The 26876-nt window shown below is 65.7% G+C and carries 24 protein-coding genes; 14 read left to right on the top strand and 10 right to left on the bottom strand.

What is annotated here, in order from left to right; genetic code table 11:
* Window positions 1-85: 85 nt before the first annotated feature.
* The gene (locus tag ACFDS3_RS06925; RefSeq protein WP_375261619.1) at window positions 86-1462 is read right to left on the bottom strand and encodes an NAD-dependent succinate-semialdehyde dehydrogenase; all 1377 of its coding nucleotides are present in this window, start codon (window positions 1460-1462) and stop codon (window positions 86-88) included.
* Between the two features lie 198 nt (window positions 1463-1660).
* Here ACFDS3_RS06925 and ACFDS3_RS06920 point away from each other — a divergent pair, with 198 nt between their 5' ends.
* Complete coding sequence (locus tag ACFDS3_RS06920; RefSeq protein WP_375261618.1) at window positions 1661-4162, top strand: FAD-dependent oxidoreductase; 2502 nt, start codon at window positions 1661-1663, stop codon at window positions 4160-4162.
* Window positions 4163-4237: 75 nt separating this feature from the next.
* Entirely contained in the window at window positions 4238-5080 is an 843-nt protein-coding gene (locus ACFDS3_RS06915; RefSeq protein WP_375261617.1) for a hypothetical protein, read from the top strand.
* 6 nt (window positions 5081-5086) lie between these two features.
* On the opposite strand, the gene ACFDS3_RS06910 is transcribed toward ACFDS3_RS06915, so the two are convergent.
* From ACFDS3_RS06910 to ACFDS3_RS06895, 4 genes are all read right to left on the bottom strand, one after another.
* Complete coding sequence (locus ACFDS3_RS06910) at window positions 5087-5857, bottom strand: GH25 family lysozyme (protein ID WP_375261616.1); 771 nt, start codon at window positions 5855-5857, stop codon at window positions 5087-5089.
* Between the two features lie 109 nt (window positions 5858-5966).
* Complete coding sequence (locus ACFDS3_RS06905; RefSeq protein WP_375261615.1) at window positions 5967-6902, bottom strand: aldo/keto reductase; 936 nt, start codon at window positions 6900-6902, stop codon at window positions 5967-5969.
* A gap of 69 nt (window positions 6903-6971) precedes the next feature.
* On the bottom strand, window positions 6972-7868 hold the full coding sequence (locus ACFDS3_RS06900; RefSeq protein WP_375261614.1) for a 1-acyl-sn-glycerol-3-phosphate acyltransferase: 897 nt from the start codon (window positions 7866-7868) through the stop codon (window positions 6972-6974).
* A 111-nt stretch (window positions 7869-7979) separates the two neighbouring features.
* Complete coding sequence (locus ACFDS3_RS06895) at window positions 7980-8537, bottom strand: type 1 glutamine amidotransferase domain-containing protein (protein ID WP_375261613.1); 558 nt, start codon at window positions 8535-8537, stop codon at window positions 7980-7982.
* Window positions 8538-8642: 105 nt separating this feature from the next.
* Between ACFDS3_RS06895 and kynU the strand changes: the two genes are divergently transcribed.
* The 5 genes from kynU to hflX all read left to right on the top strand — a co-directional run bounded on the left by kynU (window position 8643) and on the right by hflX (window position 14448).
* The gene (gene kynU, locus ACFDS3_RS06890) at window positions 8643-9827 is read left to right on the top strand and encodes a kynureninase (RefSeq protein WP_375261612.1); all 1185 of its coding nucleotides are present in this window, start codon (window positions 8643-8645) and stop codon (window positions 9825-9827) included.
* Window positions 9828-9914: 87 nt separating this feature from the next.
* Complete coding sequence (gene trkA / locus ACFDS3_RS06885; RefSeq protein WP_375261611.1) at window positions 9915-11291, top strand: Trk system potassium transporter TrkA; 1377 nt, start codon at window positions 9915-9917, stop codon at window positions 11289-11291.
* Window positions 11291-12793 carry a TrkH family potassium uptake protein gene (locus ACFDS3_RS06880; RefSeq protein WP_375261610.1) on the top strand — a complete coding sequence of 501 codons (1503 nt, stop codon included), beginning with the start codon at window positions 11291-11293 and terminating at the stop codon, window positions 12791-12793. The genes trkA and ACFDS3_RS06880 overlap by 1 nt, the downstream gene beginning before the upstream one ends.
* 118 nt (window positions 12794-12911) lie before the next feature.
* Window positions 12912-13151 carry an RNA chaperone Hfq gene (gene hfq, locus ACFDS3_RS06875; RefSeq protein WP_375261609.1) on the top strand — a complete coding sequence of 80 codons (240 nt, stop codon included), beginning with the start codon at window positions 12912-12914 and terminating at the stop codon, window positions 13149-13151.
* A gap of 40 nt (window positions 13152-13191) precedes the next feature.
* Window positions 13192-14448 carry a GTPase HflX gene (hflX, locus tag ACFDS3_RS06870; protein ID WP_375261608.1) on the top strand — a complete coding sequence of 419 codons (1257 nt, stop codon included), beginning with the start codon at window positions 13192-13194 and terminating at the stop codon, window positions 14446-14448.
* A gap of 115 nt (window positions 14449-14563) precedes the next feature.
* On the opposite strand, the gene ACFDS3_RS06865 is transcribed toward hflX, so the two are convergent.
* Window positions 14564-15130, bottom strand: coding sequence for a YcbK family protein (locus ACFDS3_RS06865; RefSeq protein ID WP_375261607.1), 567 nt, complete (start codon window positions 15128-15130; stop codon window positions 14564-14566).
* A gap of 328 nt (window positions 15131-15458) precedes the next feature.
* Between ACFDS3_RS06865 and ACFDS3_RS06860 the strand changes: the two genes are divergently transcribed.
* The 4 genes from ACFDS3_RS06860 to ACFDS3_RS06845 are packed head-to-tail and all read left to right on the top strand — an operon-like array spanning window position 15459 to window position 19716.
* Window positions 15459-17075: a murein L,D-transpeptidase gene (locus ACFDS3_RS06860; RefSeq protein WP_375261606.1), complete on the top strand. Its 1617-nt coding sequence runs from the start codon at window positions 15459-15461 to the stop codon at window positions 17073-17075.
* Window positions 17076-17113: 38 nt separating this feature from the next.
* The gene (locus tag ACFDS3_RS06855) at window positions 17114-18205 is read left to right on the top strand and encodes a UDP-3-O-(3-hydroxymyristoyl)glucosamine N-acyltransferase (RefSeq protein WP_375261605.1); all 1092 of its coding nucleotides are present in this window, start codon (window positions 17114-17116) and stop codon (window positions 18203-18205) included.
* Window positions 18206-18238: 33 nt separating this feature from the next.
* The gene (locus ACFDS3_RS06850) at window positions 18239-18505 is read left to right on the top strand and encodes an acyl carrier protein (protein ID WP_375261604.1); all 267 of its coding nucleotides are present in this window, start codon (window positions 18239-18241) and stop codon (window positions 18503-18505) included.
* Entirely contained in the window at window positions 18502-19716 is a 1215-nt protein-coding gene (locus ACFDS3_RS06845) for a beta-ketoacyl-[acyl-carrier-protein] synthase family protein (RefSeq protein WP_375261603.1), read from the top strand. The genes ACFDS3_RS06850 and ACFDS3_RS06845 overlap by 4 nt, the downstream gene beginning before the upstream one ends.
* Window position 19717: 1 nt before the next feature.
* Here ACFDS3_RS06845 and ACFDS3_RS06840 read toward each other — a convergent pair whose 3' ends face one another.
* Window positions 19718-19918 carry a hypothetical protein gene (locus ACFDS3_RS06840; protein ID WP_375261602.1) on the bottom strand — a complete coding sequence of 67 codons (201 nt, stop codon included), beginning with the start codon at window positions 19916-19918 and terminating at the stop codon, window positions 19718-19720.
* A 142-nt stretch (window positions 19919-20060) separates the two neighbouring features.
* Entirely contained in the window at window positions 20061-20723 is a 663-nt protein-coding gene (locus ACFDS3_RS06835; RefSeq protein WP_375261601.1) for an invasion associated locus B family protein, read from the bottom strand.
* A 412-nt stretch (window positions 20724-21135) separates the two neighbouring features.
* Here ACFDS3_RS06835 and ACFDS3_RS06830 point away from each other — a divergent pair, with 412 nt between their 5' ends.
* Window positions 21136-21726, top strand: coding sequence for an NUDIX domain-containing protein (locus ACFDS3_RS06830; RefSeq protein ID WP_375261600.1), 591 nt, complete (start codon window positions 21136-21138; stop codon window positions 21724-21726).
* 13 nt (window positions 21727-21739) lie between these two features.
* Here the strand turns inward: ACFDS3_RS06830 and ACFDS3_RS06825 are convergent, their stop codons facing one another.
* Window positions 21740-24214: a penicillin acylase family protein gene (locus tag ACFDS3_RS06825; protein WP_375261599.1), complete on the bottom strand. Its 2475-nt coding sequence runs from the start codon at window positions 24212-24214 to the stop codon at window positions 21740-21742.
* An 85-nt stretch (window positions 24215-24299) separates the two neighbouring features.
* Between ACFDS3_RS06825 and ACFDS3_RS06820 the strand changes: the two genes are divergently transcribed.
* Together ACFDS3_RS06820 and ACFDS3_RS06815 are read left to right on the top strand one after the other, a co-directional pair.
* A complete protein-coding gene (locus ACFDS3_RS06820; RefSeq protein WP_375261598.1) occupies window positions 24300-25172 on the top strand; it encodes an NAD(P)-dependent oxidoreductase in 873 nt (290 codons plus the stop codon).
* Window positions 25169-25711 carry a histidine phosphatase family protein gene (locus tag ACFDS3_RS06815; RefSeq protein WP_375261597.1) on the top strand — a complete coding sequence of 181 codons (543 nt, stop codon included), beginning with the start codon at window positions 25169-25171 and terminating at the stop codon, window positions 25709-25711. The genes ACFDS3_RS06820 and ACFDS3_RS06815 overlap by 4 nt, the downstream gene beginning before the upstream one ends.
* 6 nt (window positions 25712-25717) lie before the next feature.
* On the opposite strand, the gene ACFDS3_RS06810 is transcribed toward ACFDS3_RS06815, so the two are convergent.
* On the bottom strand, window positions 25718-26719 hold the full coding sequence (locus ACFDS3_RS06810) for a hypothetical protein (protein WP_375261596.1): 1002 nt from the start codon (window positions 26717-26719) through the stop codon (window positions 25718-25720).
* Window positions 26720-26876: the final 157 nt, after the last annotated feature.

The raw sequence follows: 26876 nt of genomic DNA, 5'->3' as shown, positions 1-26876 counted from the left end.
CCTTCGCACAAAAGGGGCCGGTCGTTCACATGACGACGCCCCCGCGCCGGTCCCGGCCGGGGGCGCCTGTCGCGAAGGTCGTGCCTCAGCTCATCATGTAGACGGACTTGGCGTTGACGAACTCCTTCATGCCGAAGCCGCCGTGCTCGCGGCCGTAGCCCGAGTTCTTCACGCCGCCGAAGGGCATGTTCGGGATCGCGATGTTGAACCCGTTGATCGAGATCATGCCGGTATCGAACTGATCGGACGCCAGCTTGCGCGCCTTCGCCTCGTCCTTCGAGAAGATGCCGCCGCCAAGGCCGTAGCGGCTGTCATTGGCGATCCGCATCGCGTCCTCGTCGTCCTTCGCCTTGATGATCGAGGCGACGGGGCCGAAGAGCTCGTCGTCATAGGCCGGCTGGCCGGGCTTCACGTCGACAAGGACGGTGGCGGGATACCACGCGCCTACGCGGTCCGGCACTTCGCCGCCCGTCAGGACGCGCGCGCCGTTCTTGATGCTTTCCTGGACTTGCTCGTGCAGCGTGTCGCGCAGGTCGACACGAGCGACGGGGCCGAGCCCGGTATTCTCGTCCGTGGGATCGCCCATCACGATGGCCGCGAACTTCTCGGTGTAGCGCTCGACGAAGGCGTCGTAGTTCTTCTCGGTCACGATGAAACGCTTGCCGTTCACGCAGGTCTCGCCGTTGTTGTAGATCCGGGCGCTGACGCAGGCGTCCACGGCCACGTCGAGATCGGCGTCGTCGAGCACGATATAGGCGTCGTTCGAGCCCAACTCGAGCACCGATTTCTTCAGCTGCTCGGCGGCCTTCTGGCCGACGGTCCGGCCGGCGCGGTCGCTGCCGGTTAGGGTCACGCCGCGCACCAGGTCATGCTCGATCACCTTGTCCGACTGGTCGTGAGAGATGCGCAGGACGGTGAAGAGGTTCTTCGGCAGGCCGGCGCGCTCCATCAGGTCCTTGAGGAACAGGCCTGAGCCGGTGCAGTTCGCAGCGTGCTTCAGGAGGATGCCATTGCCGGCCATGAGGTTGGCGATGGCGTAGCGCACGACCTGGTACGCGGGGAAGTTCCACGGCTGAATGCCGTAGATCACGCCGAGGGGCGCGTAATGGATCACGCCCTTGCCGCCCGGAATGTCGCGCTCTTCATCGGCAAGCTCAGTCGGGCCATTCTCGGCGGTGAACTGGCAGATCTGTGAGCAGAGGGCGATCTCGGACCGGCTGTCGCCGATCAGCTTGCCGACTTCGCGCGTCATCAGCTGGGCGAACTCTTCCTTGCTGTTCTCGAGCTCTTCGCCGATGGCGCGGATGATCTGGGCGCGGTCCTTTGCAGGGCGCGCCTTCCAGTCGTGGAACGCCTCGTTACAGGCCGCGATGGCGTCGTTCATCTCGGTCTCGGACATGTAATCGTAGGTGGCGATTTCTTCGCCGTTCACGGGGTTGATGGTCTTGATCTGGTCGCTCATGAAATGTCTCCGATAGTCGGTTTCGTCCCCCCAACGCGGCCCGGAGACGGTAATTTCCATCGCAAGAGCGTGACGCCACGACAGACGAACGGTCTCGCGCGGACGTGATGTCGCAAATCCGCACCCATCTGTCGGGCGCGCACAACGGCGGCTCAGGTCGCTGCGTTTAGTGGGCGTGACGCGGATTGGAGTGCGACGATGAAGAGCCATGTGAAAGCGCTGGTGGTGGGCGGCGGCGCGGTGGGGACCTCCATCGCCTACCATCTGGCCAAGGCGGGCTGGCAGGATGTGGTGCTGCTGGAGCGGGACGAGCTGACCAGCGGCTCGACCTGGCACGCGGCCGGGCTGCTGCCCTATTTCAACATGAGCTACGCGACGACCTGGATCCACGACTACTCGATCAAGTTCTACAAGACGCTGGAGGAGGAGACGGGGCTCAACGCCGGCTTTTCGGTCGTGGGCAACCTGCGCATGGCGGGCTCGAAAGAGCGCATGGATGAATACATGCTCTACGCCGCCACGGCCGAGACGGTGGGCGTGCCCTTCGAATGGCTGACGCCGAGCCAGGTGAAGGAGCGGTATCCGCTGGTCCACACCGACGACCTTCACGGCGCAATCTTCCACCCCACCGACGGCTACATCAACCCCGCGGACGTGACGATGGCGATGGCCAAGGGCGCCCGCCAGCGCGGCGTCACGATCGAGCGCAAGTGGCAGGTCGACGGCTACGAATGGACCGGATCGGCCTGGAAGGTGACGCTGACCCGGATGGCCGAAAAGGGCGGCAACCTCTTGCCCACCGAAGAACGGCAGGTGATCGAGGCCGAGCACGTGGTGACCGCGACCGGCAACCATTCGCAGCGCACTGCCCGGATGCTGGGGATCAAGATCCCGGCGATCCCGGTCGAGCACCAGTATATCGTGACCGAACCCGACCCTGCGCTGCAGAAATGGCGTTCCGAGGGCAACGGCGAGCACCCCGTCCTGCGCGATGCCGACGCCAAGTGGTATGTCCGCGAAGAGCGCGGCGGCTGGATTCTCGGCCCTTACGAGCGCAACGCGCCAGCCCGGTTCAGCTACGGTGTGCCCGACAGCTTCCGCGCCGACCTCTTCCCGCTGGATCTCGAGCGGATCGAGGCGGAGTACATGTCGTTCATCCACCGCATTCCGTCTTCGGAAGAGGTTGGGCTGAAGGACGATTTCAACGGCCCGATCTGCTACACCCCCGACGGAAACCCGCTGATCGGCCCGGCGCCGGGTCTGCGCAACATGTGGCTGGCCGAGGGCTTCTCGTTCGGCATCACCGCCGCGGGGGGCGCAGGGCACTACCTTGCGCAGATGATGGTCGAGGGCGAGGCCGAGATCGACATGGCGTCTCTCGACCCGAAACGCTTCGGCTCGTGGATCACCACGGACTGGAGCATTGCGAAGGACGAGGAAGCTTACGAGCACGTCTACATCCTCCACCACCCCGACGAGGAGCGTCCCGCCGCGCGCCCCCTGCGCACCGCGCCTTGTTACGATCGGCTGAAGGCCCGCGGCGCGCAGTTCGGCGCAGTCAACGGGTTCGAACGTCCGAACTATTTCGGGCCGCTGGATGCCGACGATCGTTTCGACGAGCACGCGCGGTCCTTCCGCCGGGGCGGCTGGTACGATTACGCGAAAGCCGAGGCCGAGGCGGTGCGGGGCGCCGCCGGGCTGATCGACGCCTCGGCGTTCGCCAAGCATGTCCTGAAGGGGCCGGGGGCGGCCGCGTTCCTTGACTGGTTCACCACCAACCGGCTGCCCAAGGTCGGCCGGATCAACCTGACCTACGCGCTGACCGACGCGGGGACCGTCCGCACGGAATATACCATCGTCCGCCAGGCCGAGGACCAGTTCTACCTGGTCAGCGCCGGCGGCGTGGCTGACTACGACCGCGACTTCTTGACCAAGGCGATGGAGGACAAGGCGGCCGAGTTCGGCCCGATGGTCCTGCAGGACGTCACCACGCAATACGGCACCTTCGCACTGGCCGGGCCGAAGTCCCGCGACATCCTTGCCAACCTCCTGCGCGACGCCGACCCCGAGGGCGCGCTGGGCAACAAGCGCTTCCCGTGGCTGAGCGCGCGCGAGATCGAACTGGGCATGGTGCCCCTCATGGCGATCCGGGTGGCCTATACGGGCGAGCTAGGGTGGGAACTGCACCACCCGATCGAGATGCAGAACCACCTGTTCGACCGTCTGATGGAGGCGGGCGAACCGCATGGCCTGAAGCTGGTGGGGATGCGCGCCCAAAACTGGCTGCGGCAGGAGAAGTCCTATCGCGCCTTTGGCACCGAGCTTGGACGGGATGCGACCCCGCTCGAGGCGGGGCTGGAGCGTTTCGTGGACCAGGGCAAGGCCTACCGCGGGAAGGAGGCAATGGAGGCGACCGGCATCCGGTCGAAATGCGTGACGCTGCTGGTGGACGGGCCGGGCGACGCCGATCCGTGGGGCCGCGAGGCGCTGTTCTCGGGCGACGAGAGGGCCGGCCGGATGACGTCGGGCGGCTACTCAGTCGCTTTCGGCAAGTCCATCGGCATGGGCTATGTCCGGCCTGACATGGCCAAGGTCGGCACGAAGCTGAAAGTGCGCATGTTCCGCGAGCTCTACGACGCCGAGGTGGTCGAGGACTCGCCCTACGACCCGAAGAACGAGCACATCCGCGCGGACGGCTGAGGTGCACACGAGGAGGATCGGCAAGCGCCGCGGGATCCGGTAATCTCGCGGCGAAGACCTTCAGGAGCCTCGACCATGAGTCGCATCCCCCAGTCTGACGCACCTTCGCGGCGGAGGCGCCTTTTGGGGGCCGTGCTGCTGCTCTTGCTGGCAGTTGCCTCGTTCTGGGGCGCGGCTCACCACCGCGAGATGCCGCAGACCGCGCGGGCAGCGGACTATGCGCGCGACATCTCGGTCACCGCCTCGGCGACCTACGTCACCCTTCGCACGCTCAACGCGTTTCTGTCGTCGGCGCAGGAGCTGGAGGTCGGCGTCTCGCTGATCGGCTCGGGCTCGGCGCAGCCCCTGAAGGTGCTGGAACCCATAGACGATACGGTCGAGCGAATCGCCTCGGTGGTGTTCGGCGTCATGGTCGCTTCGGGCGTGCTGGCGGTGACGATGGGGCCGCTGGGTGCGGTGGGCTTCGCGCTGCTGGGGCTGGCTGCGCTGCTCTGGGCCGGGGCGGTGGTCGTGGGGCGGGTTCGCCCGCTGGGTGGCGCGCCGCGGCAACTGGCCGTCTATGGCGGGTTTTTAGGTGTCGGCATCCCGCTGGCGTTCTTGCTGTCCGCCCTAGTGGCCGACCGGCTGACCGCCGAGACCTGGGCCGAGCACAGCCGCGTCATCGCCGAGATCACCGCGACGGTCGAGGAAGAGGGTGTGGACGTCGCCGAGGCCGGCGGTGTGCGGGGCATGATGGATCGGGTCGAGCACTACCAGACGCTCGCCTCGAACCTGACAAGCCGCGCGGACGAACTGGTCGGAAGCCTTATCAGCCTCCTGTCGGTCTATATCTTCAAGGTGCTCGTGCTGCCGGTCATGTTGATCGGCGGGCTGTTCGTCATCGCCCGCAAGCTCGGCTCGCTGCGCCCGGTCGGGTGACGCGGGTCAACGGATCGAGCGGGCGGCGCGCCAGCGCTTCCAGTCGGCGACGCTGCCGTTGAAGCAGTTGAGGTCCACCTCGCCCGCGATGCCCGGAACGGTTCCGGTCGAGCTGTATTGCCAGACGCGCCAAGGGGCGCCCGGATAAACCTCTTCCACCGGCCGGGCGACAGCCCGCAGCCAGCTCTCGGCGCCGAGGCGGCCGATGTCGTTCTCGCGGTAGAACTCCGGCGTCGTATAGATCAGCGGTTGCTGCCCGTAGTGCCGCGTGAGGATCGCGAGGAAGCGGGCGGCGCGGTCGCGCACCTCGGCAGCCGGCGGCCGGACGGTGCAGGTGGGCGAGAACGGCGTCCATTCGAGGTCGAGCACGGGCGGCAGGTCGCCTGCGCGCCGAGGCACATTGCGGATGAACCATTCGGCCTGGCTCTCGGGCGGGCCGCACCAGTAGAAGAAATGGTAGGCTCCGATCGCCACGTCCGCTGCGCGGGCACCGTCGTGATGGTAAGAGAACATCGGATCTATCCGGTCGCTGCCCTCGGTCGCCTTGACCCAGGCGAAGTTGACTCCCGAAGAATGGGCACGACGCCAGTCGATGTTGGTCTGCCAGCGCGACATGTCGATGCCGTGCACCGGATAACGGGCCGGGCCGGGGCCGCCCCAGGCGGTGGGGTCGGTGTCGCCGAAGGCGGGACGGGTGACCGGCACGGGGGCAAGCGTGGTCGTGCGGGGGCTGCCACAGGCGGCGAGCGACAGGCACAGGAAGCTGCGGCGATACATGGGGCGAACTCGCACGAGGACTGGTCCGCGCGACAGTAGCGACTTGGCCGCGAGCGTTGAGAGGGGATCGGCGCGCTCGGCGGAGAGGCGCCGAAGCGGGGCTACGGACTCAGGCGGTTGCCTCGCTGCGGTCAGTTGCGGGTGCGGGGCTGCGGGTCAGCGCGGTCACACGGGCCTCGGTGTCGGCATCCCAATCAAGCGATAGCGCGTCGAGCGACGGCATGAGCTGGTCCACGTTCCGGGCCGAGATGATCGGCGCGGTCACGCCGGGGCGGTGCATCGCCCATCCAACGGCCAGCGTCGCTGGCGAGGTGCGGATGCCGTTCGCCAATGTCGCGAGGTCGGCGGCAGTGTTATGCATCCATTCATCGCGGTACCGGCTGGCATACATCTCGCTGTCGTTGAGCCGCCCTTCGCCGCCGGCGCGGTACTTGCCGGTCAGGAGGCCACCGCCCAGTGGCGAGTAGGGGAAGACCGCGATATTCTGGTCCTGCGCCATGGGCAGAAGCTCGACCTCGGCCTGGCGCTTGACGAGGTTCAGCATGGGCTGGATGGCGTCGATCCGGGTGTCGAACCGCGCCGCCACCGCCTGCGCCTTCATAACCTGCCACGCTGCGAAGTTCGACACGCCGATGGCGCGGATCCAGCCCTTGTTCTTGAGGGTGGAAAGCGCCTCGAAGCTCTCTTCCAGCTCCGTCTGGGGATCGAAGCGGTGCAGGTAGTAGAGGTCTATCGTGTCGATGCCGAGGCGCTTGCGGCTTTCCTCGCAGCTTTCGCGGATCGAGGTGGCGGAGTTCCCGCGCTGGAAGTTGGCCTTGGTGGCGACGATGACCTCGTCCCGCTCCTTCGCGATCAGGCGGCCCAGCATCTCTTCGGAGCGGCCGTCGGTGTAAGTGTGCGCCGTGTCGAACATGTTCACGCCATACTCGCGGCAGGCAAGGTACATGCCGCGCGCATCGTCATCGTCGGCCTTGCCACCGAATTGCATGGCGCCGAAGGACAGGGCGGAGGGCGGGGTGCCGTCGGGCGAGGTCACGTTTTTCATGACCTTGATTCTGCGGCGGCAGGCTCGCTTGGCAAGGGGCGGCCGACTTGCGTCGAGCGCCCCCGCCAATCAGAGCCGCGTGGAGGTGTCAGAAGCGCGGGCCGCGATCCAGCTTGGCCGACGGGTCACGTCCACCAGCGAGACTTCGGGCGCGTGACGTCCGCCGAGATCCAGCGTTGCGTCGCGGAGCCGCGCGATGGCAGCGTCGGCGTCCTTCGGTAGCGCCTTGGGCGAGATCGGCTCACCAACGGCGATGCGGAAGGGCTGCTTTGCCTTGTTCAGCGTTTCGTAGAACAGGGTGATGTCGCGCAGGGACGGGTGGATGAAGTCGAACAGGTAGAACAGCGCCGAGTTGCGCGAGCGGATGTTCATCGGGATGATCGGCACGTCGAACTTGCGCGCGATCATCGCAGCCGAGGACATCCACGGCCGCTCACGCAGACGCAGGCCGCACCGCTTCGCCAGTCGACCCGAAGGAAAGATAATCCCGAGGCGGCCGTCGCCCATTGCCTTGCGGGTGAAGGCCATCGTCTCGCGCGTCTTGGAATGATTGCGCCTGTCGGGGCGCCATTCCACCGGCGCGATCATGGTGTCGAGCTGCGGCACGACCTTCAGCATGTCCGAGTTGGCGTAGAAGAACAGGTCCGGGCGCAGCGGCGAGAGCAGGTGCCACAGGATGATGCCGTCCGCGATCCCCGTGGGATGGTTGCATACGATGAGCGCGCCGCCGTTACGCGGAATGTTGTCGATGCCCGAGATTTCGACGTCACGGGCAAGCATCTCGCCCATCCGGTCCATGATGGCGGGGCCGGACCAGTCCTCCATCTCGATCGCCAGATCCATCGTGCGATCATAGCTGAGAAGCAGGTTCAGAACGCGCCTTGTGGCCTGAACGGCAGGGTTGGGTCGGTCCAGCCAGGCGGCCCGTTCCAGAATCTGCTCGTCGATGCGCTCTTTGATGCCCATGACGGCCCATCCGCGGTTGTTGTCGTCTCCACTATCTGGGCCGGTCAGGTGGGAAAGGCAAGAAATTGGCCGGAACGCACGCTGTCTTGCGCGCGTTCCGGCTGATTTGGATCAGGCCGCGGCGCGGTCGCGATTGCTGGAAACCGCATCCACGATGGCGTTGCAGAAGGCGTCGAGGTCGCCTGGGTTGCGCGAGGTAATCAGATTCCCGGCTTGCGCGACTTCCTCGTCCACGGCCTCGGCACCGGCGTTCTTCAGGTCGGTCCGAATCGATTTGAACGAGGTCAGGCGCTTGCCGCGCACGAGGTCGGCCTCGATCAGCAGCCAGGGCGCGTGGCAGACCGCGGCAAGCGGCTTATCGGTGGCGGCGAAGTCCTTGACCTTCTGCACCACGCTCGCGTCGGCGCGCAGCACGTCGGGGTTGATCTGGCCGCCGGGCAGAACCATCGCGTCATAGGCGGCGACGTCGATATCTTCGATCTTGAGGTCGGCCTTCGTGACATCGCCCCAGTGGTCCTTGTCCCAGCCCTTGATGTCGCTGCCGTCGGGGGTGGCGACGTGGACGGTGGCGCCGGCCTCGGCCAGCTTCTTCTGCGGAGTCGTCAGTTCGACTTGCTCGAACCCGTCGGTGGCGACGATGACGATCTTGGTGTTGTCGATATTGGCCATGAGAATGTCCTCGTATTGGAGTCCTTGGCCCACCTAACCGAAACCGCCGCTGGTGCGTTCCCGCGACATCTTGCCGGGGAGGCGTGCTGCGGCTAGGCCGAGGCCATGACAAATTTCTCCGCCACCCGCGCCCTGTTCGACGTGCCCGAGGGCGTCGCCTACCTCGACGGGAACTCCCTGGGCCCTCTGGTTCGATCCGTGCCCGACCGCGTGGCGCGCGCGGTGCGTGAGGAATGGGGCACGCAGCTGATCCGCGCCTGGAACGATGCGGGCTGGATGGCGATGCCCGACCGGCTGGGCGACCGCATCGCGCCGCTGATCGGTGCGGCGGCGGGGACGCTGACCACGGGTGACACTCTGTCGATCAAGCTGCACCAGGCGCTGTCGGCGGCGCTGACGCTGACCGAACGGCGCGTGATCCTGAGCGATACCGGCAATTTCCCCTCGGACCTTTACATCGCGGACGCTGTGGCGCGGCAGGCCGGAGGGCGGCTGACGAGCGTGGAGCCCGAGGCGGTGGCCGATGCGCTGTCCGAAGAGGTGGGCGTGCTGATGCTGACCGAGGTGGACTACCGGACCGGGCGGCTGCACGACATGGCGGCGCTGACGGCGCGCGCGAAGGCGCTTGGCGTCGTCACCGTCTGGGATCTGGCCCATTCCGCGGGTGCGTTACCGGTGAACATAACGGGCGCCGGTGCGGATTTCGCGGTTGGCTGCAGCTACAAGTACCTCAACGGCGGCCCTGGCGCGCCCGCGTTCATCTACGCCGCGCCGGCGGTGGCGGGGCGGATTGATCCCGCGATCCCGGGTTGGCTGGGTCACGCGGCGCCCTTCGCGTTCGAGCACAGCTACCGCCCGGCCCGCGACGTGGCGCGGTTCCGGGTCGGGACGCCGCCGGTGCTGCAGATGGCCGCGCTGGATGCCGCGATGGATGTTTGGGACGTTGCGGACCTTTCGGACGTGCGGGCGCGCTCGCTGGAGCTAAGCGAGCGGCTGATAGACGGGGTCGAGGCGGCGTGCACCGACCTTGTCCTCGCCTCGCCTCGTGCTGGGAAAGATCGCGGAAGCCAGGTCAGCTTCCGCCACCCCGAGGCTTATCCGATCATGCAGGCGCTCATTGCGCGCGGCGTGGTAGGCGACGTGCGCGCGCCGGACATCCTGCGCTTCGGGGTGACGCCGCTCTATCTCGGCGAGGCCGAGATCGATGCCTGCATCGCCACGTTGGCAGAGGTGATGGACCGGCGGCTGTGGGACGATCCGGCGTATCGGCGGCGGCAGGCTGTTACCTGACAGGCGCAATCTGGCCGGGCGCTTGAACGGCGTGCCGACGCGTGCGAAAAGGCGCACGTTGCCGTCGCGCTCACTGATCGGACCCTCATGCAAATCATCATCTGCGGAGCAGGCCAGGTCGGCTGGCAAATTGCGCGCCACCTGGCGGGCGAGCACAACGACGTCACCATCGTGGACAACAATCCGGACCTCGTGCGCCAGGCGACCGAGGTGCTGGACGTGCAGGGCATCGCGGGCCACGCGAGCTATCCGGACGTGCTAGACCGGGCGGGGGCGCGCGACGCCGACATGATCGTGGCCGCAACCCATTCTGACGAAGTCAACATGGTCACCTGCCAGGTGGCCCATTCTGTTTTTGCCGTCCCACGCAAGATCGCGCGTCTCAGGGCGCAAAGCTACCTCGACGCGATCTACTCCGACCTCTATCGGCGCGATCACCTTCCCATCGACGTGGTCATCAGCCCCGAGCGCGAGGTCGCCGAGGCCGCCCTGCGCCGGCTTGCCGTGCCCGAGGCCTTCGACAACCAGTTCTTTCTGGGCGGCGAGGCGCAGCTTCTGGGCATCCTGCTCGACGAGGCATGCCCGGTGCTGAACACGCCGCTGCGGCAGCTGACCGATCTGTTCTCGACCCTGCGCGCCATCGTCGTGGGCGTGCGTCGGAGTGGCCAGCTCTTCGCGCCCGAGCCGGGGGACCAGCTATTTGCCGGTGACGACATCTACGTGATGACCCACCGCGATGACGCCATGCGCGCGCTCGATATCTTCGGAAAGCAGCCGCGCAAGCAGGAGCGGGTGGTCGTGGTCGGCGGCGGCAACGTGGGCCTCGCCGTGGCGCGCGACCTGGAATCGCGGGCACAGCGGATCCGCGTGAAACTGATCGAGAAGAACCGCCTCGTCGCCGAGCGCGCGGCAGATGCGCTCGACCGGACGATCGTGCTGAACGGCGACGGGCTGAGCCACGAGCTGCTGCGCGAGGCCGCGATCCAGAAGGCGGACTCGATCCTGTGCGTCACCGACGACGACAAGGCGAACCTGCTGACCGCCGTTCGGGCCAAGCAGGAGGGGTGCCGCATGGCGATCTGCCTGGTCAACGACCCCACGCTCGTCGGCATGATGCGGCCCTTGGGGATCGACGCGTCGATCAACCCGCGCTCGACCACCGTCAGTTCGATCCTGCGTCACATCCGCCACGGCCGGGTGCGCGGGGTCTACTCGATCGGCGATGCCGAGGCCGAGGTGATCGAGGCGCAGGTGCTGTCGACCTCGACCATCGCGGGCCAGATGGTGCGCGAGATCGACTTCCCCGAAGGCGCGCTCGTCGGGGCGGTGAAGAAGGGCGACAAGGTCGTCCGGCCCACCGGCACCACCCGCATCGAAGAGGGCGACATCATCGTGATCTTCGCGCTGGCCGCGGACGTGCCGGCGGTGGAGCGACTGTTTCAGGTCGCGATCGACTTCTTCTGATGTGGCGGTCGCTGAAACGGCTGCCGTTCCTCCTCATCCTGCAAGGGCTGGGGGCGGCAGCGATGTTCGTTCCGGCCATCCACGCCTACCGGCTCGACTACATGCACACGGCGCGCTGCTTCTTCTATTCGGGCGCGCTGTTCCTGGTCGTCTTCGTGCTGATGGCGATGGCGTTCGGGGGCCGCGGTCGCGAAGGAACGACGCGAGGCCAACTGATGGGGCTTGTCGGGGCACTGCTCCTGCTGCCGCTCATGCTGGCGGTACCATTTCGCGAGGCGCTGTCGGACAGCCGCATCCTTGCCCCGTGGTTCGAGATGGTCTCGTCCCTTACCACCACCGGGGCAACCCTTTACACCGGCGGCGGGACGCTTCCGCCGTCGCTTCACCTGTGGCGCGCGATGGTCGGCTGGATGGGCGGATTGTTGTTCTGGGTCTCGGCGCTTGCAGTGCTGGCGCCCCTGAGCCTCGGCGGCTTCGAAGTGATCGCGACCGACATCACCGCCGCCGGTCGTGCGGCGCTGCGGGATCGGCAGGCCGGCTGCCCCGGCGAGCGGCTGCGCCGGTATACGGCGCGGCTGGGACCCGTCTATGTCGGCCTGACGATGACGCTGTGGCTTGGCCTCGTCATCACCGGCGTGGCACCGGGGGAGGGGGCGATCCTTGCGATGTCCACCATGGCGACCTCTGGCATCACCTCGGGCGCGTTCACGGGAAACGGATTCCTGTCCGAGCTTCTGGTCTTCGCTTTCCTAGTCTTTGCGATCTCGCGGCTGACCTTCCGCAACGACTACATCACGCGTGAGCGAGGCATCTGGCGCCGCGATCCCGAAATGCGGCTGGCCGTGACGCTGCTGATCGTCGTGCCGGGCTTTCTGTTCACGCGGCATTTCCTGGACGCGATCGAGTCCGAGGGCGACCTTGGTGCCGCCATCGCGGCGCTTTGGGGCGCCTTGTTCATGACCATGTCGTTCCTGACGACGGCGGGTTTCGAAAGCAGCTTCTTCGAAGAAGCACGTTTCTGGTCAGGGCTCGAGACGCCGGGGATCCTGTTCATCGGGCTCAGCCTGATCGGCGGGGGCGTGGCGACGACCGCTGGCGGCGTGAAGCTGCTCCGGGTCTTCGCGCTCTACAAGCACGGCGCACGCGAGATGGAGCGGCTGGTCTTTCCCAGCTCGATCGGGGGCTCCGGCTTCCGGGGCCGAAGACTGCGTCGGGAAGGGGCGTTCGTGGCATGGATCTTCTTCATGCTCTTTGCGCTCACGGTGGCGGTGACGATGGCGGCGCTTGCCTTCGCCGGCGTCGAGTTCGAGGATTCGGTCGTGCTGACCGTCGCGGCCCTGTCGAACAATGGCCCCTTGGCCGAGTTGGGTGCAGAGCAGTCGATCAGCTACGGAAGCCTCTCCAGCGCGGCACAACTGATCCTCGCTTTGGTTATGGTCCTGGGGCGGCTCGAGGCGCTCGCGATCATCGCGCTGTTCAACCAGGACTTCTGGCGCAATTGACAAAGCGGCTTTTTCTTCTGGCGTTTCCTTACCACGATCCTCATACTTGACGCTGACACCTGCGGGTCGTTGATTCTGCGGGCAATAAGAAACGACCTTTTTAAGGGACTGTGTGTCGATGGCCGGAGAAAAGCAGAACCTTCAGGAAACTTTTCTGAATCATGTGCGGAAGACCAAGGTCCCGGTAACGATCTTTCTGATCAACGGTGTGAAGCTTCAGGGCGTCATCACCTGGTTCGACAATTTCTGCGTGTTGCTGCGTCGCGACGGGCAGTCGCAGCTCGTGTTCAAGGGCGCGATCTCGACCATCATGCCGTCGCAGCCGATCCAGCTCTACGAGGGCGACGGACAAGCGTGACTGCGCTGAACCTAATCCCCGCCGAGCGCGTTCGCGCCACATGACGACGAAAGCCTGGGTTCTACACCCCGATATCCAGACCGAGCGTGACCGGCGTGAAGCCGCGCCCGCCTTGGAAGAAGCCATGTCGCTTGCCCATGCCCTGCCGGGGCTCGAAGTCGCGGGCGGCCAGGTCGTACGCCTGCCGCGCGCGCATCCCGGCCACCTGTTCGGCACCGGCAAGATGGACGAGCTGAAGGCGCGCATCGAGGCGGAAGAGATCGGCCTCGTGCTGATCGACGGCCCCGTCTCGCCCGTGCAGCAGCGCAACCTGGAAAAGGCGTGGGGCGTGAAGCTGCTCGACCGGACCGGCCTGATTCTCGAGATCTTCTCGGATCGCGCCCGGACGCGAGAAGGCGTGCTCCAGGTCGAAATGGCGCATCTGAGCTATCAGCGCACACGGCTGGTTCGCGCTTGGACGCACCTTGAGCGTCAGCGCGGCGGCCTTGGATTCGTCGGTGGCCCCGGCGAAACGCAGATCGAGGCCGACCGCCGCGCCATCGACGAGCAGATCGTCCGGCTGAAGAAGCAGCTCGACAAGGTGGTGAAGACCCGCGAACTGCACCGCGCTGCGCGTGCCAAGGTGCCGTTTCCGATCGTCGCGCTGGTCGGTTATACGAACGCTGGAAAGTCTACGCTGTTCAACCGTCTGACGGGGGCAGACGTCATGGCCGAAGACATGCTTTTCGCGACGCTCGATCCGACCATGCGCGCTATCGAGCTGCCGCACGGCAAGCGCGTCATTCTGTCCGACACGGTGGGCTTCATCTCGGACCTGCCGACGCAACTCGTCGCAGCCTTCCGCGCCACGCTCGAAGAAGTGCTGGCGGCGGACCTGATTCTTCATGTGCGCGATGTCAGCCATCCGGGCACCGAAGAGCAGGCCCAGGATGTCGCGCGAATTCTCTCTGATCTGGGGGTGGCTGACGACGTTCCGATGATCGAGGTCTGGAACAAGGTGGACCGCCTGCCCGAGGTGGACCGCGCCACGCTGAACAATCTGGCGGCGCGGCGTGACGAGGTGCAGACACTTTCGGCCCTGACCGGCGAGGGGATGAGCCCGCTACTCGATGCAGTCGAAGAGGCGCTGGATGATGCGCGCAACCGCAAGGAAATCCTCCTGCCGTTCACGGCAGGTCGTCGACGCGCTTGGCTTTATGAGCAAGGGGTGGTCGAGGACGAGACGCAGGAAGAGAACGGCCTGCGCCTGACCGTCAACTGGACCCGCCGGCAAGCTCGGGCATTCCACGACCTTTGAAGCGGGGTCCCGTAAGGGAGACGTCGGCCGTACCCTTTGCTCACCCACCCATTCTGCATACGAAAAGACCCGCTCGCGGCGGGCCTTCTCTAACACATTTCAGGTCGAGCGCGCTTCAGGTGCCCCAGGAGCGGATCGGACCGCAATCCATGTGGACGAAGTTCGACGAGGTGTAGCGGCCGACGCCACCCGCCGCGCAAGCATTGGCGGCGCGGAACATCTGATCGACCGAGCGCGATTTGAGTCGCAGGTCGTTCGCCTGACCCTGCAGGTGACGCGAATTCTTGGCGACGCCCGACGACCGCGCCCGAAGCATCGCGTTGGTCTCGGGGCTGCGGTAGCCCGAGATCAGCATGTAGGGCTCGGTCGTGTCGAGAAGGTTGTGTGCCGCGGCGGTGATGTCGATCGTGCGGGTGTCGATCTCTTTCACCTGGTTGTTCCGCCAGTCGCGCATGAAGAAGTTGATCTCGTTCAGGGCTTCCTTGATGTAGTTGCCCTCGATCCAGTAGATCGTGTCGATGTTCTCACCGGTGCGGCCGTTATACATCCGGATGCGGCGGATGTCGCCGGCGCCGCGCAACAGGCCGAACGCATGAGAGTAGGTCGGTGCCGCTATCACGCTCGTCGCCGCGAAGGCCCCGAGCAGCGTCCGGCGGGTGAGGCCGTTGGTCCCGTTTACCATGATGAGTCGTCCCGTTTACTAGTGAACCTGCATATCGTCTCGCGTTCGCCGCGATGTATGTGCCCCGTCCCCAAGGCCCGCTCTCTATGACACGGGAGCAGGCTCGGAAAAAGGGGCCGCGCGGCAACACTCGGGAAAGTTCCCTGACATTGGCAAAGATTCGCTTAACAAGTGCGTAAGTGAGCCGAGAGCCGCCAAAGCGTTGTTCATGTGTCGGATTTGCAACCGGTCGTCACACAGCTTGATAGATCCCGCCCGGAATCAACTTGCCGGAAATCCCTGGGCTGCCAAAGGGTTGTCATTGGGGATGCAACGTAAGGATTTTCACATGAACGCCGCGATATTCAGGCGTCTGGCGGTGCCGGTCGTCGTCGGATGTTTCGCCATGCCAGCCGCCGTCGTGGCTCAGGTCACGCCCTTCACCCAAGCCATCGCCGTGGCCGCCTCGGGTGATGAGGCTCTCTCCACCTACTACCGCGCGTCCAACTACGAGCCGCTCTGGACTGACGCGGACACCGACGACCGCGCCCGGCGCGAGGCGCTTCTGAGCGCGATCTCGAAGGCTGATCTACATGGCCTTCCCGCGGGACGCTATGATGCCGGGCGCCTGCGCTCCATGATGGGCGATGCGAAAGACGTCCGCGCCCGCGGCAAGCTTGAGGTCGAACTGTCGCGCATCTTTTTGCGGTTTGCGTCCGACATTTCCACCGGCATTCTCGAGCCCACGAAGGTCGTGCCCAAGATCAGGCGCGCCGCGCCCGAGAACAACCGCCTCGACCTGTTGCGGAACCTGTCGTCGGCCCGTCCCCATGCGTTCATGGAAAGCCTGACGCCCGACAGCCTCGAGTACACCCGCCTCGTCCGCGAGCGCCTGCGCCTGGCTGCCGCCGTGCAACAGGGCAGTTGGGGTGAACCGGTCGAGGCCGCGCGCCTCGAAGAGGGCGCGAGCGGTGCCGATGTCGTCCGCCTGGGTGATCGCCTTGCGGCCATGGGCTACCTTGGTCGCTCCGCGACGCAAACCTTCGACGCCGCCATGCGCGAGGCTGTCGAACGCTTCCAGGCCGATCACGGGCTCAAGGTCGATGGCATCGTCGGTGGCAAGACCCGCGACGAGTTGAACGCGTCTCCCGAGGAGCGCCTGGGTTCGATCCTCGTCGCGATGGAGCGTGAGCGTTGGATGAACCGCGATCTGGGCGACCGGCACGTCTGGGTGAACCTGACGGATTTCCGCGCGAAGATCATCGTGGACGGCGAGACCTATTTCGAAACCAAGTCGGTCATCGGGAAGGACATGCCCGACCGCGAGACGCCCGAGTTCTCGGACACCATGGAGCACATGGTGATCAACCCGTACTGGTACGTCCCGCGGTCGATCATCGTGAACGAGTATCTGCCGGGCCTGCGCCGCAACCCTTACGCACATGGCCAGCTTGAGGTCATCAATTCGCGCGGACAGGTGGTCAATCGCGGCAGGGGCTTCTCGAACTATTCGTCGCGCACCTTTCCGTTCTCGATGCGCCAGCCGCCGGGGCCGCAAAACGCCCTGGGTCGCGTGAAGTTCATGTTCCCCAATAAGTACAACATCTACCTCCACGATACGCCGGCGCAGAGCCTGTTCCAGCAGGAGGTCCGGGCCTTCAGTCACGGCTGCATACGGCTGGACGACCCTTATGAGTTTGCCGAAGCATTGTTGCGGCTCGATGGCGTTTTGGACCCAATGGGAATGTTACAAAAGTACCTGAACTCGGGCAACAATACCCGCGTCGGCTTGGTAGAACCGCTGCCGGTACACCTTGTCTACCGCACTGCGATCGCGAAGCCGGGCGGCGGGGTCGAGTATCGCGGCGACATCTATGGCCGCGACGCCCTGATCCTCGACGCGCTGCGCACCGAAGGCGTGGAACTGCCGCAAAGGTCGCTGCGGGTAGCCTCGGCCGCACAGTGAAGCTAGGGTCGCCTCCGCGCGTACAGGCGGAGGCGACATTGACGCACAGGACAGACAAGATTGCGGTGGCGCTGTCGGCCCGGCTGGAAGGCGACGGCGCCGTTTCCGTTTCTGGCGCGGCCGAACCTGCCGATGCAGGACCTGACGATATCGCGCTCGCCATGCAGCCTGCCTATGCCGAACGCCTGTCCGAGGGGCAGGCCCGGGTCGCAATCCTGTGGGAGGGGGCCGACTGGCGGGCCATGGGCCTCGAGGCGGCGCTATTCGTGCAGCGGCCGCGGCTGGCGATGGCGCACCTGACGTCGATCCTCGACCCGGGCCCCGAGATTGCTCCCGGCATCCATCCGGGCGCGATCGTCGACCCCACGGCCGAGATCGGCGAGGGCGCGGCGATCGGCCCCTTCGTCATGATCGGCCGGGACGTCCGGATCGGAGCACGTGCGCGAATCGCGAGTCATGTTTCCGTCGCCGAAGGGGCGAGGATAGGTGACGACGCGCTCTTGATGAACGGGGTCCGGATTGGGGCGCGGGTGGTGATCGGCGACCGGGTTATTCTCCAGCCCGGCGCGGTAATCGGTGCCGACGGCCTGTCCTTCGTCACGCCCGAGACCTCGGGCGTGGAGAAAGCGCGCAAGAATCTTGGCGATCAAGGCGATATCAGGGCGCAAAGCTGGACACGGATCCACTCTCTCGGGACTGTCGTGATTGGTGACGACTGCGAGTTCGGAGCCAATGCGGCCGTCGATCGCGGCACGATCCGCGCGACGCGCATCGGCAACGGGTGCAAGTTCGACAACCTCGTTCACATTGCGCACAACGTCGTCATGGGGAACGACTGCCTGCTTGCCGCGCAGACCGGGATAGCAGGATCGACCGTCGTAGGCGACCGCGTGGTCTGCGGCGGTCAGACCGGGATCGCGGACAACCTGAGCATCGGGTCGGACGTGATCCTGACCGGCGCCACGAAGGTCCTGTCGAACGTGCCTTCGGGCCGGGTGATGATGGGCTATCCGGCGGTGCGAATGGATCAGCACGTGGATATGTACAAAGCCCTGCGGCGGCTGCCGCGGTTGCTTCGTGATGTCGCTGCATCCAAGAAACAGGTTCCAAAACAGGGCGAGGATCATTAAACCCCTGAAACGAAAAACGGGCGCGGGGAACCCATGGCAGACGACGTCAAGGACAAGGTCATCCGCATCATCGCCGAGCAGGCCATGCTCGAGCCGTCTGATATCGAGATGACCCAGAGCCTTCAGGATATCGGCATCGACTCGCTTGGCCTGGTCGAGAGCATCTTCGCCATTGAGGAAGAATTCGACATCCAGGTGCCGTTCAACGCGAACGAGCCCGAGGCGGGCGATTTTGATATCTCTTCCGTCGCGGCCATCGTTGGTGCGGTCGAGGGGCTGGTGGCGGCGCAGAAGTCGTGAAGCGCGTCGTCATCACGGGCGCGGGCACGATCAACGCGATCGGCCAATCGGTCCCCGAGACGATGGAGGCCATGGCAGAAGGACGCTGCGGCATCGGTCCGCTCGACATCCGCGATGTGGACCGCCTGACCGTGCAGATCGGTGCGCAGGTCAAGGGGTACGACGAGCAGGAGCGCTTCAACCGCCAGCAGATCGCGCTCTACGACCGGTTCACCCAGTTCGCGCTGATCGCGGCCGGAGAGGCCGTCGCGCAGGCGGGAATCGAGTTTCAGGGTGAGTTGTCGCAGCGTTCGGGCGTCGTCATGGGCACCTCGGGCGGCGGCCTGACCACTCAAGATGAAAACTACCGCGCTGTCTACGAGGAGGGAAAGAATCGCGTCCATCCCTTCGTCATCCCGAAGCTGATGAACAACGCCGCAGCCAGCCACATCTCCATGCGGTTCAACCTGCAGGGTCCCAGCTTCACGGTGGCCACTGCCTGTGCCTCCTCGAACCACGCGATGGGGCAGGCTTTCGCCATGATCCGCTCGGGACTGGCGGACGCGATGGTCACCGGCGGCACCGAGTCCATGCTGTGCTTTGGCGGCGTCAAGGCTTGGGAAGGCCTGCGCGTCATGTCCAAGGAAGCCTGCCGCCCTTTCTCGGCCACCCGCAACGGGATGGTCCAGGGTGAGGGCGCAGGCATGTTCGTGTTCGAAGAGCTTGAACACGCCAAGGCCCGCGGCGCGAACATCCTGGTCGAGGTGGTGGGGTTCGCCATGTCCTCGGACGCGGCCGATATCGTGATGCCCTCCACGAAGGGCGCCGCGCGGGCCATTGCAGGGGCGTTGAAGGACGGGCGGATCGACCTGGACGCGGTCGGCTACATCAACGCCCACGGCACCGGCACTGCGGCAAACGACAAGACAGAATGTGCTGCTGTCGCCGACGTGTTCGGCCATCACGCCAACGATCTGATGATTTCGTCTACCAAGTCGATGCACGGTCACCTCATTGGCGGCACCGGTGCGGTCGAGCTTCTGGCCTGCATCATGGCGCTGCGAGACGGCATCATCGCGCCCACCATCGGCTACGAAGAACCCGACCCGGAATGTGCGCTCGATGTCGTCCCGAACGAGGCGCGCGAGGCCGAGGTGGACGTGGTGCTGTCCAACGCCTTCGCCTTCGGCGGTCTCAATGCCGTGTTGGCGCTGAAGCGTTTCGCGGTGTGACTCAGGTAACGCGGCGGTAACGGGCCCAGCCGACGAACAGCCCGAGTGCGCAGATCAGCGACAGGAAGTAGCCGACCGGCACGAGCCATTCGGGAAAGACGCCAGGCGCTTCGGCCGCCTCGTTCGCGCCGAGGAACTGTTGCAGCCCCAGGATCACCAGCCCAACGATCAGGATGGCGGTGCATGCGAGCATGGTTCGCATGAGAATCCTCCGTAATCCGACAACGTTGAAACCCATTGCGGCGGCTTTGGGTGCCGTGGCGCGTGGCCATCTCACGGAGCGTAGTCAAAGAAAAAGGGCCGAGGACGCCGCCCCGGCCCTGTCCCGCATTCGTCTGAAAGGATTACTCGGCGGGAGTGGCCTCTTGCACCGCCCCATATCCGGCGGTGAAGCCGGACAGCGAGATCGTCAGGTCGATCTGCTGGTCGGGGGCCGCGGCGGGACGGATCACCATGGTTGCGTTGGCGCCGCGCTTGAATTGTTCGACCTCGGCCTGGGTGAAGCCGACGCGGGAGATGCAGCCCTGTTGCGTGCAGAACTCGAAGGGGTAGCGGCGGGCTTGGTTGCCGTCCACCGTCAGGGTGATGCCGGCGGGCAGGAGCGTCTCAAGCGGGGTGACAATGGTCGCGCCCGCGGTGGCCTCGCGGCCTTCGGGCAACGGGAAGATGCTAATCTCGGCGACCGAGTTGCCGTTCTCATCCTGAAGCAGCTGGTAGAGCTGGCACGGATCGTTGCCTTCGGCCGCGCGCGCGCAGCGCTGCTGCCAGTCGCCGAACTCCTCGGCGGTGTAGGTTGTGCCGGGGGCATTTCCGGCCGTGCCGGTCTCTGCGCCTTCGCCTTCGGCGGGGGCGCCCATGCTCAGATCATCCGCCTCGGGGGCCGCGGTCATGGCCTCGCCCGTGTCCTGCGCCCCGGACGTGTCGGCGGACTCGTTCTCTTGCGCGAAAGCCGGCCCGGACAGGGCGACGAGCGCGGCAAAAGAGAGCGTCTTGAGAAAGTGGGACATGTCGCTTCCATAACTGCCGTTAGAACCGAGCGCGGGTTTAACAGGTCGGATCGGGCGTGTCAGGCCCGATTTCCAGAGCCGGTCGAGACATGGAAAAAGGCCCCGGGAAGGGGCCTTTTCAAGATCTTATCTCCCTGGCGGACTGGCCAGCTTTTATGATTGGCTCGGACGCTAGGAGGTAATCGCGAAACCGTCAACAGGGAAAATGGCAGCTTTCCGCGCAGCGTCAGCAGGAGCGGTGGAAGCTTAAAAAGACCGTGCCCGACGGGCACGGCCAGTCCAACAGGGAGGACCCATGGAAACGATCACCGCTCCATCGGAGAGTCCGTTCTGGCACGGAAAGGTTACGGTACTATTGTCACGATCGAAGCGTCGCATCGATTTCACGGCGCGCCCCAGCGTGGAGACCGTCATGAGCGTCAAGGATCGCATCCGCCTTCATGAGGTCGAGATCCTGTCGGATGCGCACTACACGCTGCGCCGGGCGCGCTTCGCGTGGCGGGGCAGGGACGGGCGGTGGCAGGACCGGACGCGCGAGAGCTTCGACCGGGGCGATTCCTGTGCGGCGCTGCTTTACGACCCGGCGCGGGAAACGGTGATCCTTGTCCGGCAGTTCCGTTGGTCGGCCTACGAGAACGGGCACGACGGCCTGCTGCTCGAGGTTCCGGCGGGGCTGCTCGAAGGAGCCAATCCGGCCAATCGGATGCGTGCCGAGATCGAAGAAGAGACCGGCTACCGCGTGGCAAAAGTCGACTTTCTGTACGACGTCTTCACCAGCCCCGGCGCAGTGACCGAGCGGGTCCACTGTTTCGCAGCCCGCTATATCCCCGACGATTGGACTGGCCCCGGCGGAGGGCTTTCAAGCGAAAGCGAGGACATCGAAGTGGTCGAGCTGTCGCTGACAGAGGCGCTCGACATGGTGCAGCGCGGCGAGATCAGAGACGCGAAGACGGTCATGCTGCTCCAGCACGCCCGCCTCGCGCTCATGCCCGCCGCGACGTAGCACGGGATGAAGTTCACTCGGGCGTCGCGGGTCTGAGGGTGGTGACGCCAACCGCGCCGGCGCGGGCCAGGTCGGGATCGAGCGTCATCGGGATGTATTCGCCGCGCCGCCACAGCTCGCTCAGGTCGTCGTAGTGGCTGGACAGCGGATGCCCCGATTGACCGGTCGAGATGATGAAGACCGACGATTCCGGATCGGCAAAGTCGTAGATCCCCCGGTAGCCGGCCCCGTGCACATTCAGGAACGGGTTGGGCGCTGTGCCCTTGGTGCGGCCGCGCAGCAAGGTGTTGTCGCCACCGCTGGTGGACTGGCGGATGTTGACGATCCAGCCAAGGCCCGGGGCACCGCCGAGCACCGGATGCTCGTGCAACGCCTCGTGTGCGTTGCCCCAGCGGAGCGACTCGAGCCCACGGCCATACGTCTCGGTGATCCAGATCAGCGCTTCGTCGAGCGCCTGCCGCGCAACCTCGGCGCAATCCTCGACCCGCGCGGACTGCACCACGTCGCACCACTCCGCGGCGCCGTCGACATTTCGGTAGACCCGCTCGATGAACAGTGGCTCGACATGGGTGAACTCGTCGGCCAGTGGACCCAGTTCGTCGCGGATCAGCCGGTCCTGAAGCTCGCGCATCCAAGCGGCGTAGATCAGCGGTTCAGGCAGATGTTCGTTCATCTCGCCATTCCAGCTGGCCAGTAGCGCCAGCGCGCGCTGGCGCAGGCGTTCGGGCGTGCCATTCGGCGCGGCCTCGCCGGTGTACCACAGCTCGGCGCCGACGAGCGGCAGAAGCGACCGTGCGGTGGGGCTGACGGTATCGAGCTGCGCCTCCATGAAGCTCTCGCGGGTGTGGACCTCGCGGCCCTGCATCAGGCGCTGCCAACGTTGTACCCGCTGCGTGTCGCCCCAGGAATACGAGACGTGGAGCGGGAAGGGGCGTTCGATGACCTTGTTGTTGGTGTTGCCCAGAATGCCGCCGTCGGGGTTAACGAATTCCGGATTCTGCGAATAGGGCAGCATCCCGTCCCAGCGATTCTCGGCGATCCAGCCGGGTGTGGGCAGGCGCCCCTTGGACTGGTGGCCGTCACGACGGCGGGGCAGGGCGCCGATGGTCTTCATCGCAATGCTCTCGCGGTCGACTACGGTCAGGTTCTGCGACGGAGCGATATAGCTTTCGGACGCCTCCAGCGCTTCCTGGACCGAAGCGGCCTTCATCAGGTTCATCGCCGCCGTCATCGACGTGTCCTTGTCGGTCAACATCGTCCACGCAAGCGAGGCAACGTGACCGGGAGGGGTGATCGTGCCCAGGTTCCAATGCCGGCCGGGCAGGATTGGCCCATTTTCGGACCAGCGGAGCGTCAGCGTCACGTCGGCGCCGTCCTTGATCTCGACGATCGAGGTGCGGGTGCGCATGGGCTTGAAACCTTCGGGTGTCAGCACCTCGGACGGGTTCTCGGGGTTCAGCCGTTCTATATGCACATCCTGATCGTCGGCATAGGACGAGGTCAGGCCCCAGCCGATGTCGTTCGACCGGCCGACGAGGATCACGGGCATCCCCGGGATGGTGCCGCCGATGACGCCGCCGGATTCCAGCTCGATCCGGGCGAGATACCAGACCGAGGGGGCGGTGAGGCCCAGATGCGGGTCGTTCGCCAGAAGCGTCGCTCCGCTGGCCGAGCGTGAGGGCGCTGCCGCCCACACATTCGAGGCGCCTCCCATGCCGCGGGGTGCGAGCGGTGACAGCGGATCGTCCAGAGGCTCGATCGCGGCATAGCGGATGTCCTCCGTGCCGGGGACGAGGCTGGCATAATCCGGAAGGGCCGCGATGGCCGGCCCAGGGATGTCGGGCATGATGTCGGCCAGCCGCGATTCGTCCTCGAGAGCGAGCGAGACGCGGGCGCGCAGAACTTCCTCGGTCACGTGGGACGACAGCTGCAAACCCAGCAGCTTGATGATCGCGAGGCTATCGGCCGGTTGCCACGGCGCGATCTCGGGCGAGAACAGCCAAAACTCGGGCGCGCCGCGGCCGCGGGCGCCTTCGTTGATCTGCGCGAGCCACGCGTTCACGCCGGCCGAATAAGCCTCAAGCGCCTCTTTCGTCGCGTCGTCCTGCACGTCGATCGAGGCGCGTGCGAGGTTGTAGAGGTCGAGCCTGCGCATCAGTTCGTCGGTGCGGGTCGTGCGAGTGCCGAAGAGCTCGGACAGGCGGCCCTGCGCGGTACGGCGCAGCAGCGTCATCTGCCACAGCCGGTCCTGCGCGTGCGCAAAGCCGAGGCCGAAGAACACGTCGGCGTCCGTGTCGCCGAAGATATGGGGCACGTTCTGGGTGTTGCGCACGATCTCGACAGGGGCGGTCACGCCCTCGACCGTGAAGCGCCCCTCGTAGTCGGGGATCGAGCGCGACAGGAACAGGTAGCCCAGGACGACCGACACGATGGCAAGCACGGCGAGGCCGATGAAGATCCGGACGAGCCAGCGAAACAGAGAAACCATGAAAACCTCGAAGCCGCGCCGGTTGACCGGCAGGGGGTCTGCGTTAGGACAACCGCTTAGACAATCGGCGGGCGGAGGTGAAGGCATGGCACAGGTAGCATTTCTGGGATTGGGCGTGATGGGCTATCCCATGGCCGGCCATCTGAAGGCGGCGGGACACGAGGTGACGATCTATAATCGCACCACCTCGAAAGCCGACGCCTGGGTGGCGGAACATGGCGGTTCGTGTGCCGAAACACCCTCTGCCGCGGTTAAAGGGGCGGAATTCGTCTTTACCTGCGTCGGCAACGACGACGACCTGCGCGAGATCTCCACCGGCGCCGATGGGGTCTTCGGCGGCATGTCCGAGGGTGCGATCTTCGTCGATCACACCACCGTGTCGGCCATGGTCACGCGTGAACTGGCCGGGATCGCCGCCGAGAAGGGGATCGGCTATGTCGACGCCCCGATCTCGGGCGGGCAGGCTGGGGCCGAGGGCGGCAGGCTGTCGGTCATGTGTGGCGGCGACGCTGCACACTATGACCGGGCCGAGCCCATCATGACGGCCTATTCCAAGATCTGCCGACGGATCGGCGAGGTCGGCGCGGGCCAGACCACCAAGATGTGCAACCAGATCGCCATCGCCGGGCTGGTGCAGGGGTTGAGCGAGGCGCTCCATTTCGCCGAGAAGTCCGGCCTCGACGGTCGTGCGGTGGTCGAGGTGATCAGCCAGGGCGCCGCGGGCTCGTGGCAGATGGAGAACCGCTACGAGACGATGCTCGACGGAGAATTCGACCATGGATTCGCCATCGATTGGATGCGCAAGGACCTGAACATCTGCCTGACCACGGGCGACGAAATCGGCGCTTCGCTACCGGTCACCGCGCTGGTCGACCAGTTCTACAAGGACGTGCAGAACATGGGCGGCGGGCGGTGGGATACGTCGGCTCTGATTGCACGGCTGAGGAAGCTTGCTTGAAGGCGGTCGTCGCGCTTCTTGCGCTTCTCGCGGCGCCTGTCGCGGCTCAGGACCTGACGCCGCTCGAGGGGCCGGGAGTGGCTGCCCTCATGCGCCACGCCATTGCATCAGGAACGAGCGATCCCGAAGCGTTCGAGATCGACGACTGCGCGACCCAGCGCACCCTGAGCGACACCGGTGAGGAGCAGGCGCGCAAGATCGCGCGCACCCTGCACGAGGCGGGGATCGAGTTCGACCAGGTCTGGTCGAGCCTGTGGTGCCGCGCCTTCAGCACTGCGGAACTGCTGGACGTGGGCGAGGTCGTGCCGTTCCCGCCGCTCAACTCGTTCTTCGACGGGCGGGGCGACAGGGCACGGCAGACCCGTGACGTGCTTCAGGCGCTGGACAAGCTGGACGAGGATGCGCGCGTGCTCCTCGTCACGCACCAGGTGAACATCACCGAGCTGACGGGGATCTTCCCAGGGTCGGGCGAGATCATCGGAGCACGACGCACCGAGGACGGGCTTGAGGTCGTCGGCCGGGTCGCGATCGGTCCCTAGGCGCGGTCAGCGCATCCAGAGGTTGTTGGCCTTCAGGCGGTTGCGGATCGCCTGCTCCTTCCGGGGCAGGTCGTCGCGGTCGAACAGCGTACGAGCCTTGGCGCCCTTGTTCTGCAGGATGAACCGCTTGAAGGGCTCGTACTCCTTCAGGACCTTCTTGACGCGGTTCTCAGACATGACGCCCTCGGCCGCGGCGATGGCCTCGTCGCGCTCACGGGCGTAGAGCAGCGGCAAGGTACGGTAGTGCGTCGTCACCTCTCCATCGAGCCCGTCGAGTTCCGGGCCGGGCCGATCGCCACCGAATGAGTGGATCACGAGCGGCAGGGCGACCTGGTCGAGCCAGGGGTCGACGCTCTGCAACGCGACCGCGTCGGGTGGATCGTCGCGGATCGCGGTCGCGTAGTCGAGAAACCTGCGCCCGAACTCCGGTCCGCACCGACCGAAGAACCAGCCTGCGTTGAAATAGAGATACCTCTCCCAATGCTCATCGGGCTGCGAGAGGTCGAGCGAGTTGTCGACGTCCAGTCCGAAGCGATCGTAGAGCGACCGCCAGATTTCGGTGTAGCCGGGGCCGTAGAGTTCGAGCTGCGGCCACGTCCCCTCGCGCCGCATGGAAGCCGCCGGGCGATCGAAATCGAAGGCCAGGGCGGAAAGGCGGCCGTGGACCAGCGTATCGCTGTCGAAGAAGAGGAAGGGCCGGGCCGGGTCGAGGGCCAGCAGCCCTTCGATCTTGTTGCCGTATGGGTATGCGGCACCGAAGACGGGCGTCTCGAAGGGGCGGATCTCGGCGCGCAGCTCGTTCGTCAGCAGATCGCGCAGGGGCGGTGCCAGACGCGGGTCGTCGGGCCAGGAGGCGCCCGGTTGTGGTTCCAGCACGACCAGCCGTCCACCGAAATCGGGATCGGCGCGGCGCAGCGATGCGGCGAAGAGTGCGGCCTCGTACCCGATCCGGCCGGCTTGGCCCACGATGGCGATGTCGAACGATGCGGTCACTTGAGGCCTGCCCATGTTTGGCGGGCGCTTAGCATGCTGCGGCTGAACACGCCACGGGCGGGATGCCGTCAACATCACGCGGCCCCGAAAGGGGGGGGTTACGCTACTTCGGAAGGAAAATGGTGGGCGACCCTGGAATCGAACCAGGCGTGCGTCTCCGCGAGGGAGTTAC

It is taken from the genome of Palleronia sp. (genome assembly GCF_042089775.1).
Classification (GTDB): Bacteria; Pseudomonadota; Alphaproteobacteria; order Rhodobacterales; family Rhodobacteraceae; genus Palleronia.
This window is presented reverse-complemented; position numbering and strand designations above follow the sequence as displayed.

Bases quoted from the DNA above. Each gene is read 5' to 3' on its own strand.
- ACFDS3_RS06925 (WP_375261619.1), bottom strand. From the start codon at position 1,462: ATGAGCGACCAGATCAAGACCATCAACCCCGTGAACGGCGAAGAAATC.
- ACFDS3_RS06920 (WP_375261618.1), top strand. From the start codon at position 1,661: ATGAAGAGCCATGTGAAAGCGCTGGTGGTGGGCGGCGGCGCGGTGGGG.
- ACFDS3_RS06915 (WP_375261617.1), top strand. From the start codon at position 4,238: ATGAGTCGCATCCCCCAGTCTGACGCACCTTCGCGGCGGAGGCGCCTT.
- ACFDS3_RS06910 (WP_375261616.1), bottom strand. From the start codon at position 5,857: ATGTATCGCCGCAGCTTCCTGTGCCTGTCGCTCGCCGCCTGTGGCAGC.
- ACFDS3_RS06905 (WP_375261615.1), bottom strand. From the start codon at position 6,902: ATGAAAAACGTGACCTCGCCCGACGGCACCCCGCCCTCCGCCCTGTCC.
- ACFDS3_RS06900 (WP_375261614.1), bottom strand. From the start codon at position 7,868: ATGGGCATCAAAGAGCGCATCGACGAGCAGATTCTGGAACGGGCCGCC.
- ACFDS3_RS06895 (WP_375261613.1), bottom strand. From the start codon at position 8,537: ATGGCCAATATCGACAACACCAAGATCGTCATCGTCGCCACCGACGGG.
- kynU (WP_375261612.1), top strand. From the start codon at position 8,643: ATGACAAATTTCTCCGCCACCCGCGCCCTGTTCGACGTGCCCGAGGGC.
- trkA (WP_375261611.1), top strand. From the start codon at position 9,915: ATGCAAATCATCATCTGCGGAGCAGGCCAGGTCGGCTGGCAAATTGCG.
- ACFDS3_RS06880 (WP_375261610.1), top strand. From the start codon at position 11,291: ATGTGGCGGTCGCTGAAACGGCTGCCGTTCCTCCTCATCCTGCAAGGG.
- hfq (WP_375261609.1), top strand. From the start codon at position 12,912: ATGGCCGGAGAAAAGCAGAACCTTCAGGAAACTTTTCTGAATCATGTG.
- hflX (WP_375261608.1), top strand. From the start codon at position 13,192: ATGACGACGAAAGCCTGGGTTCTACACCCCGATATCCAGACCGAGCGT.
- ACFDS3_RS06865 (WP_375261607.1), bottom strand. From the start codon at position 15,130: ATGGTAAACGGGACCAACGGCCTCACCCGCCGGACGCTGCTCGGGGCC.
- ACFDS3_RS06860 (WP_375261606.1), top strand. From the start codon at position 15,459: ATGAACGCCGCGATATTCAGGCGTCTGGCGGTGCCGGTCGTCGTCGGA.
- ACFDS3_RS06850 (WP_375261604.1), top strand. From the start codon at position 18,239: ATGGCAGACGACGTCAAGGACAAGGTCATCCGCATCATCGCCGAGCAG.
- ACFDS3_RS06840 (WP_375261602.1), bottom strand. From the start codon at position 19,918: ATGCGAACCATGCTCGCATGCACCGCCATCCTGATCGTTGGGCTGGTG.
- ACFDS3_RS06835 (WP_375261601.1), bottom strand. From the start codon at position 20,723: ATGTCCCACTTTCTCAAGACGCTCTCTTTTGCCGCGCTCGTCGCCCTG.
- ACFDS3_RS06830 (WP_375261600.1), top strand. From the start codon at position 21,136: ATGAGCGTCAAGGATCGCATCCGCCTTCATGAGGTCGAGATCCTGTCG.
- ACFDS3_RS06825 (WP_375261599.1), bottom strand. From the start codon at position 24,214: ATGGTTTCTCTGTTTCGCTGGCTCGTCCGGATCTTCATCGGCCTCGCC.
- ACFDS3_RS06820 (WP_375261598.1), top strand. From the start codon at position 24,300: ATGGCACAGGTAGCATTTCTGGGATTGGGCGTGATGGGCTATCCCATG.
- ACFDS3_RS06810 (WP_375261596.1), bottom strand. From the start codon at position 26,719: ATGGGCAGGCCTCAAGTGACCGCATCGTTCGACATCGCCATCGTGGGC.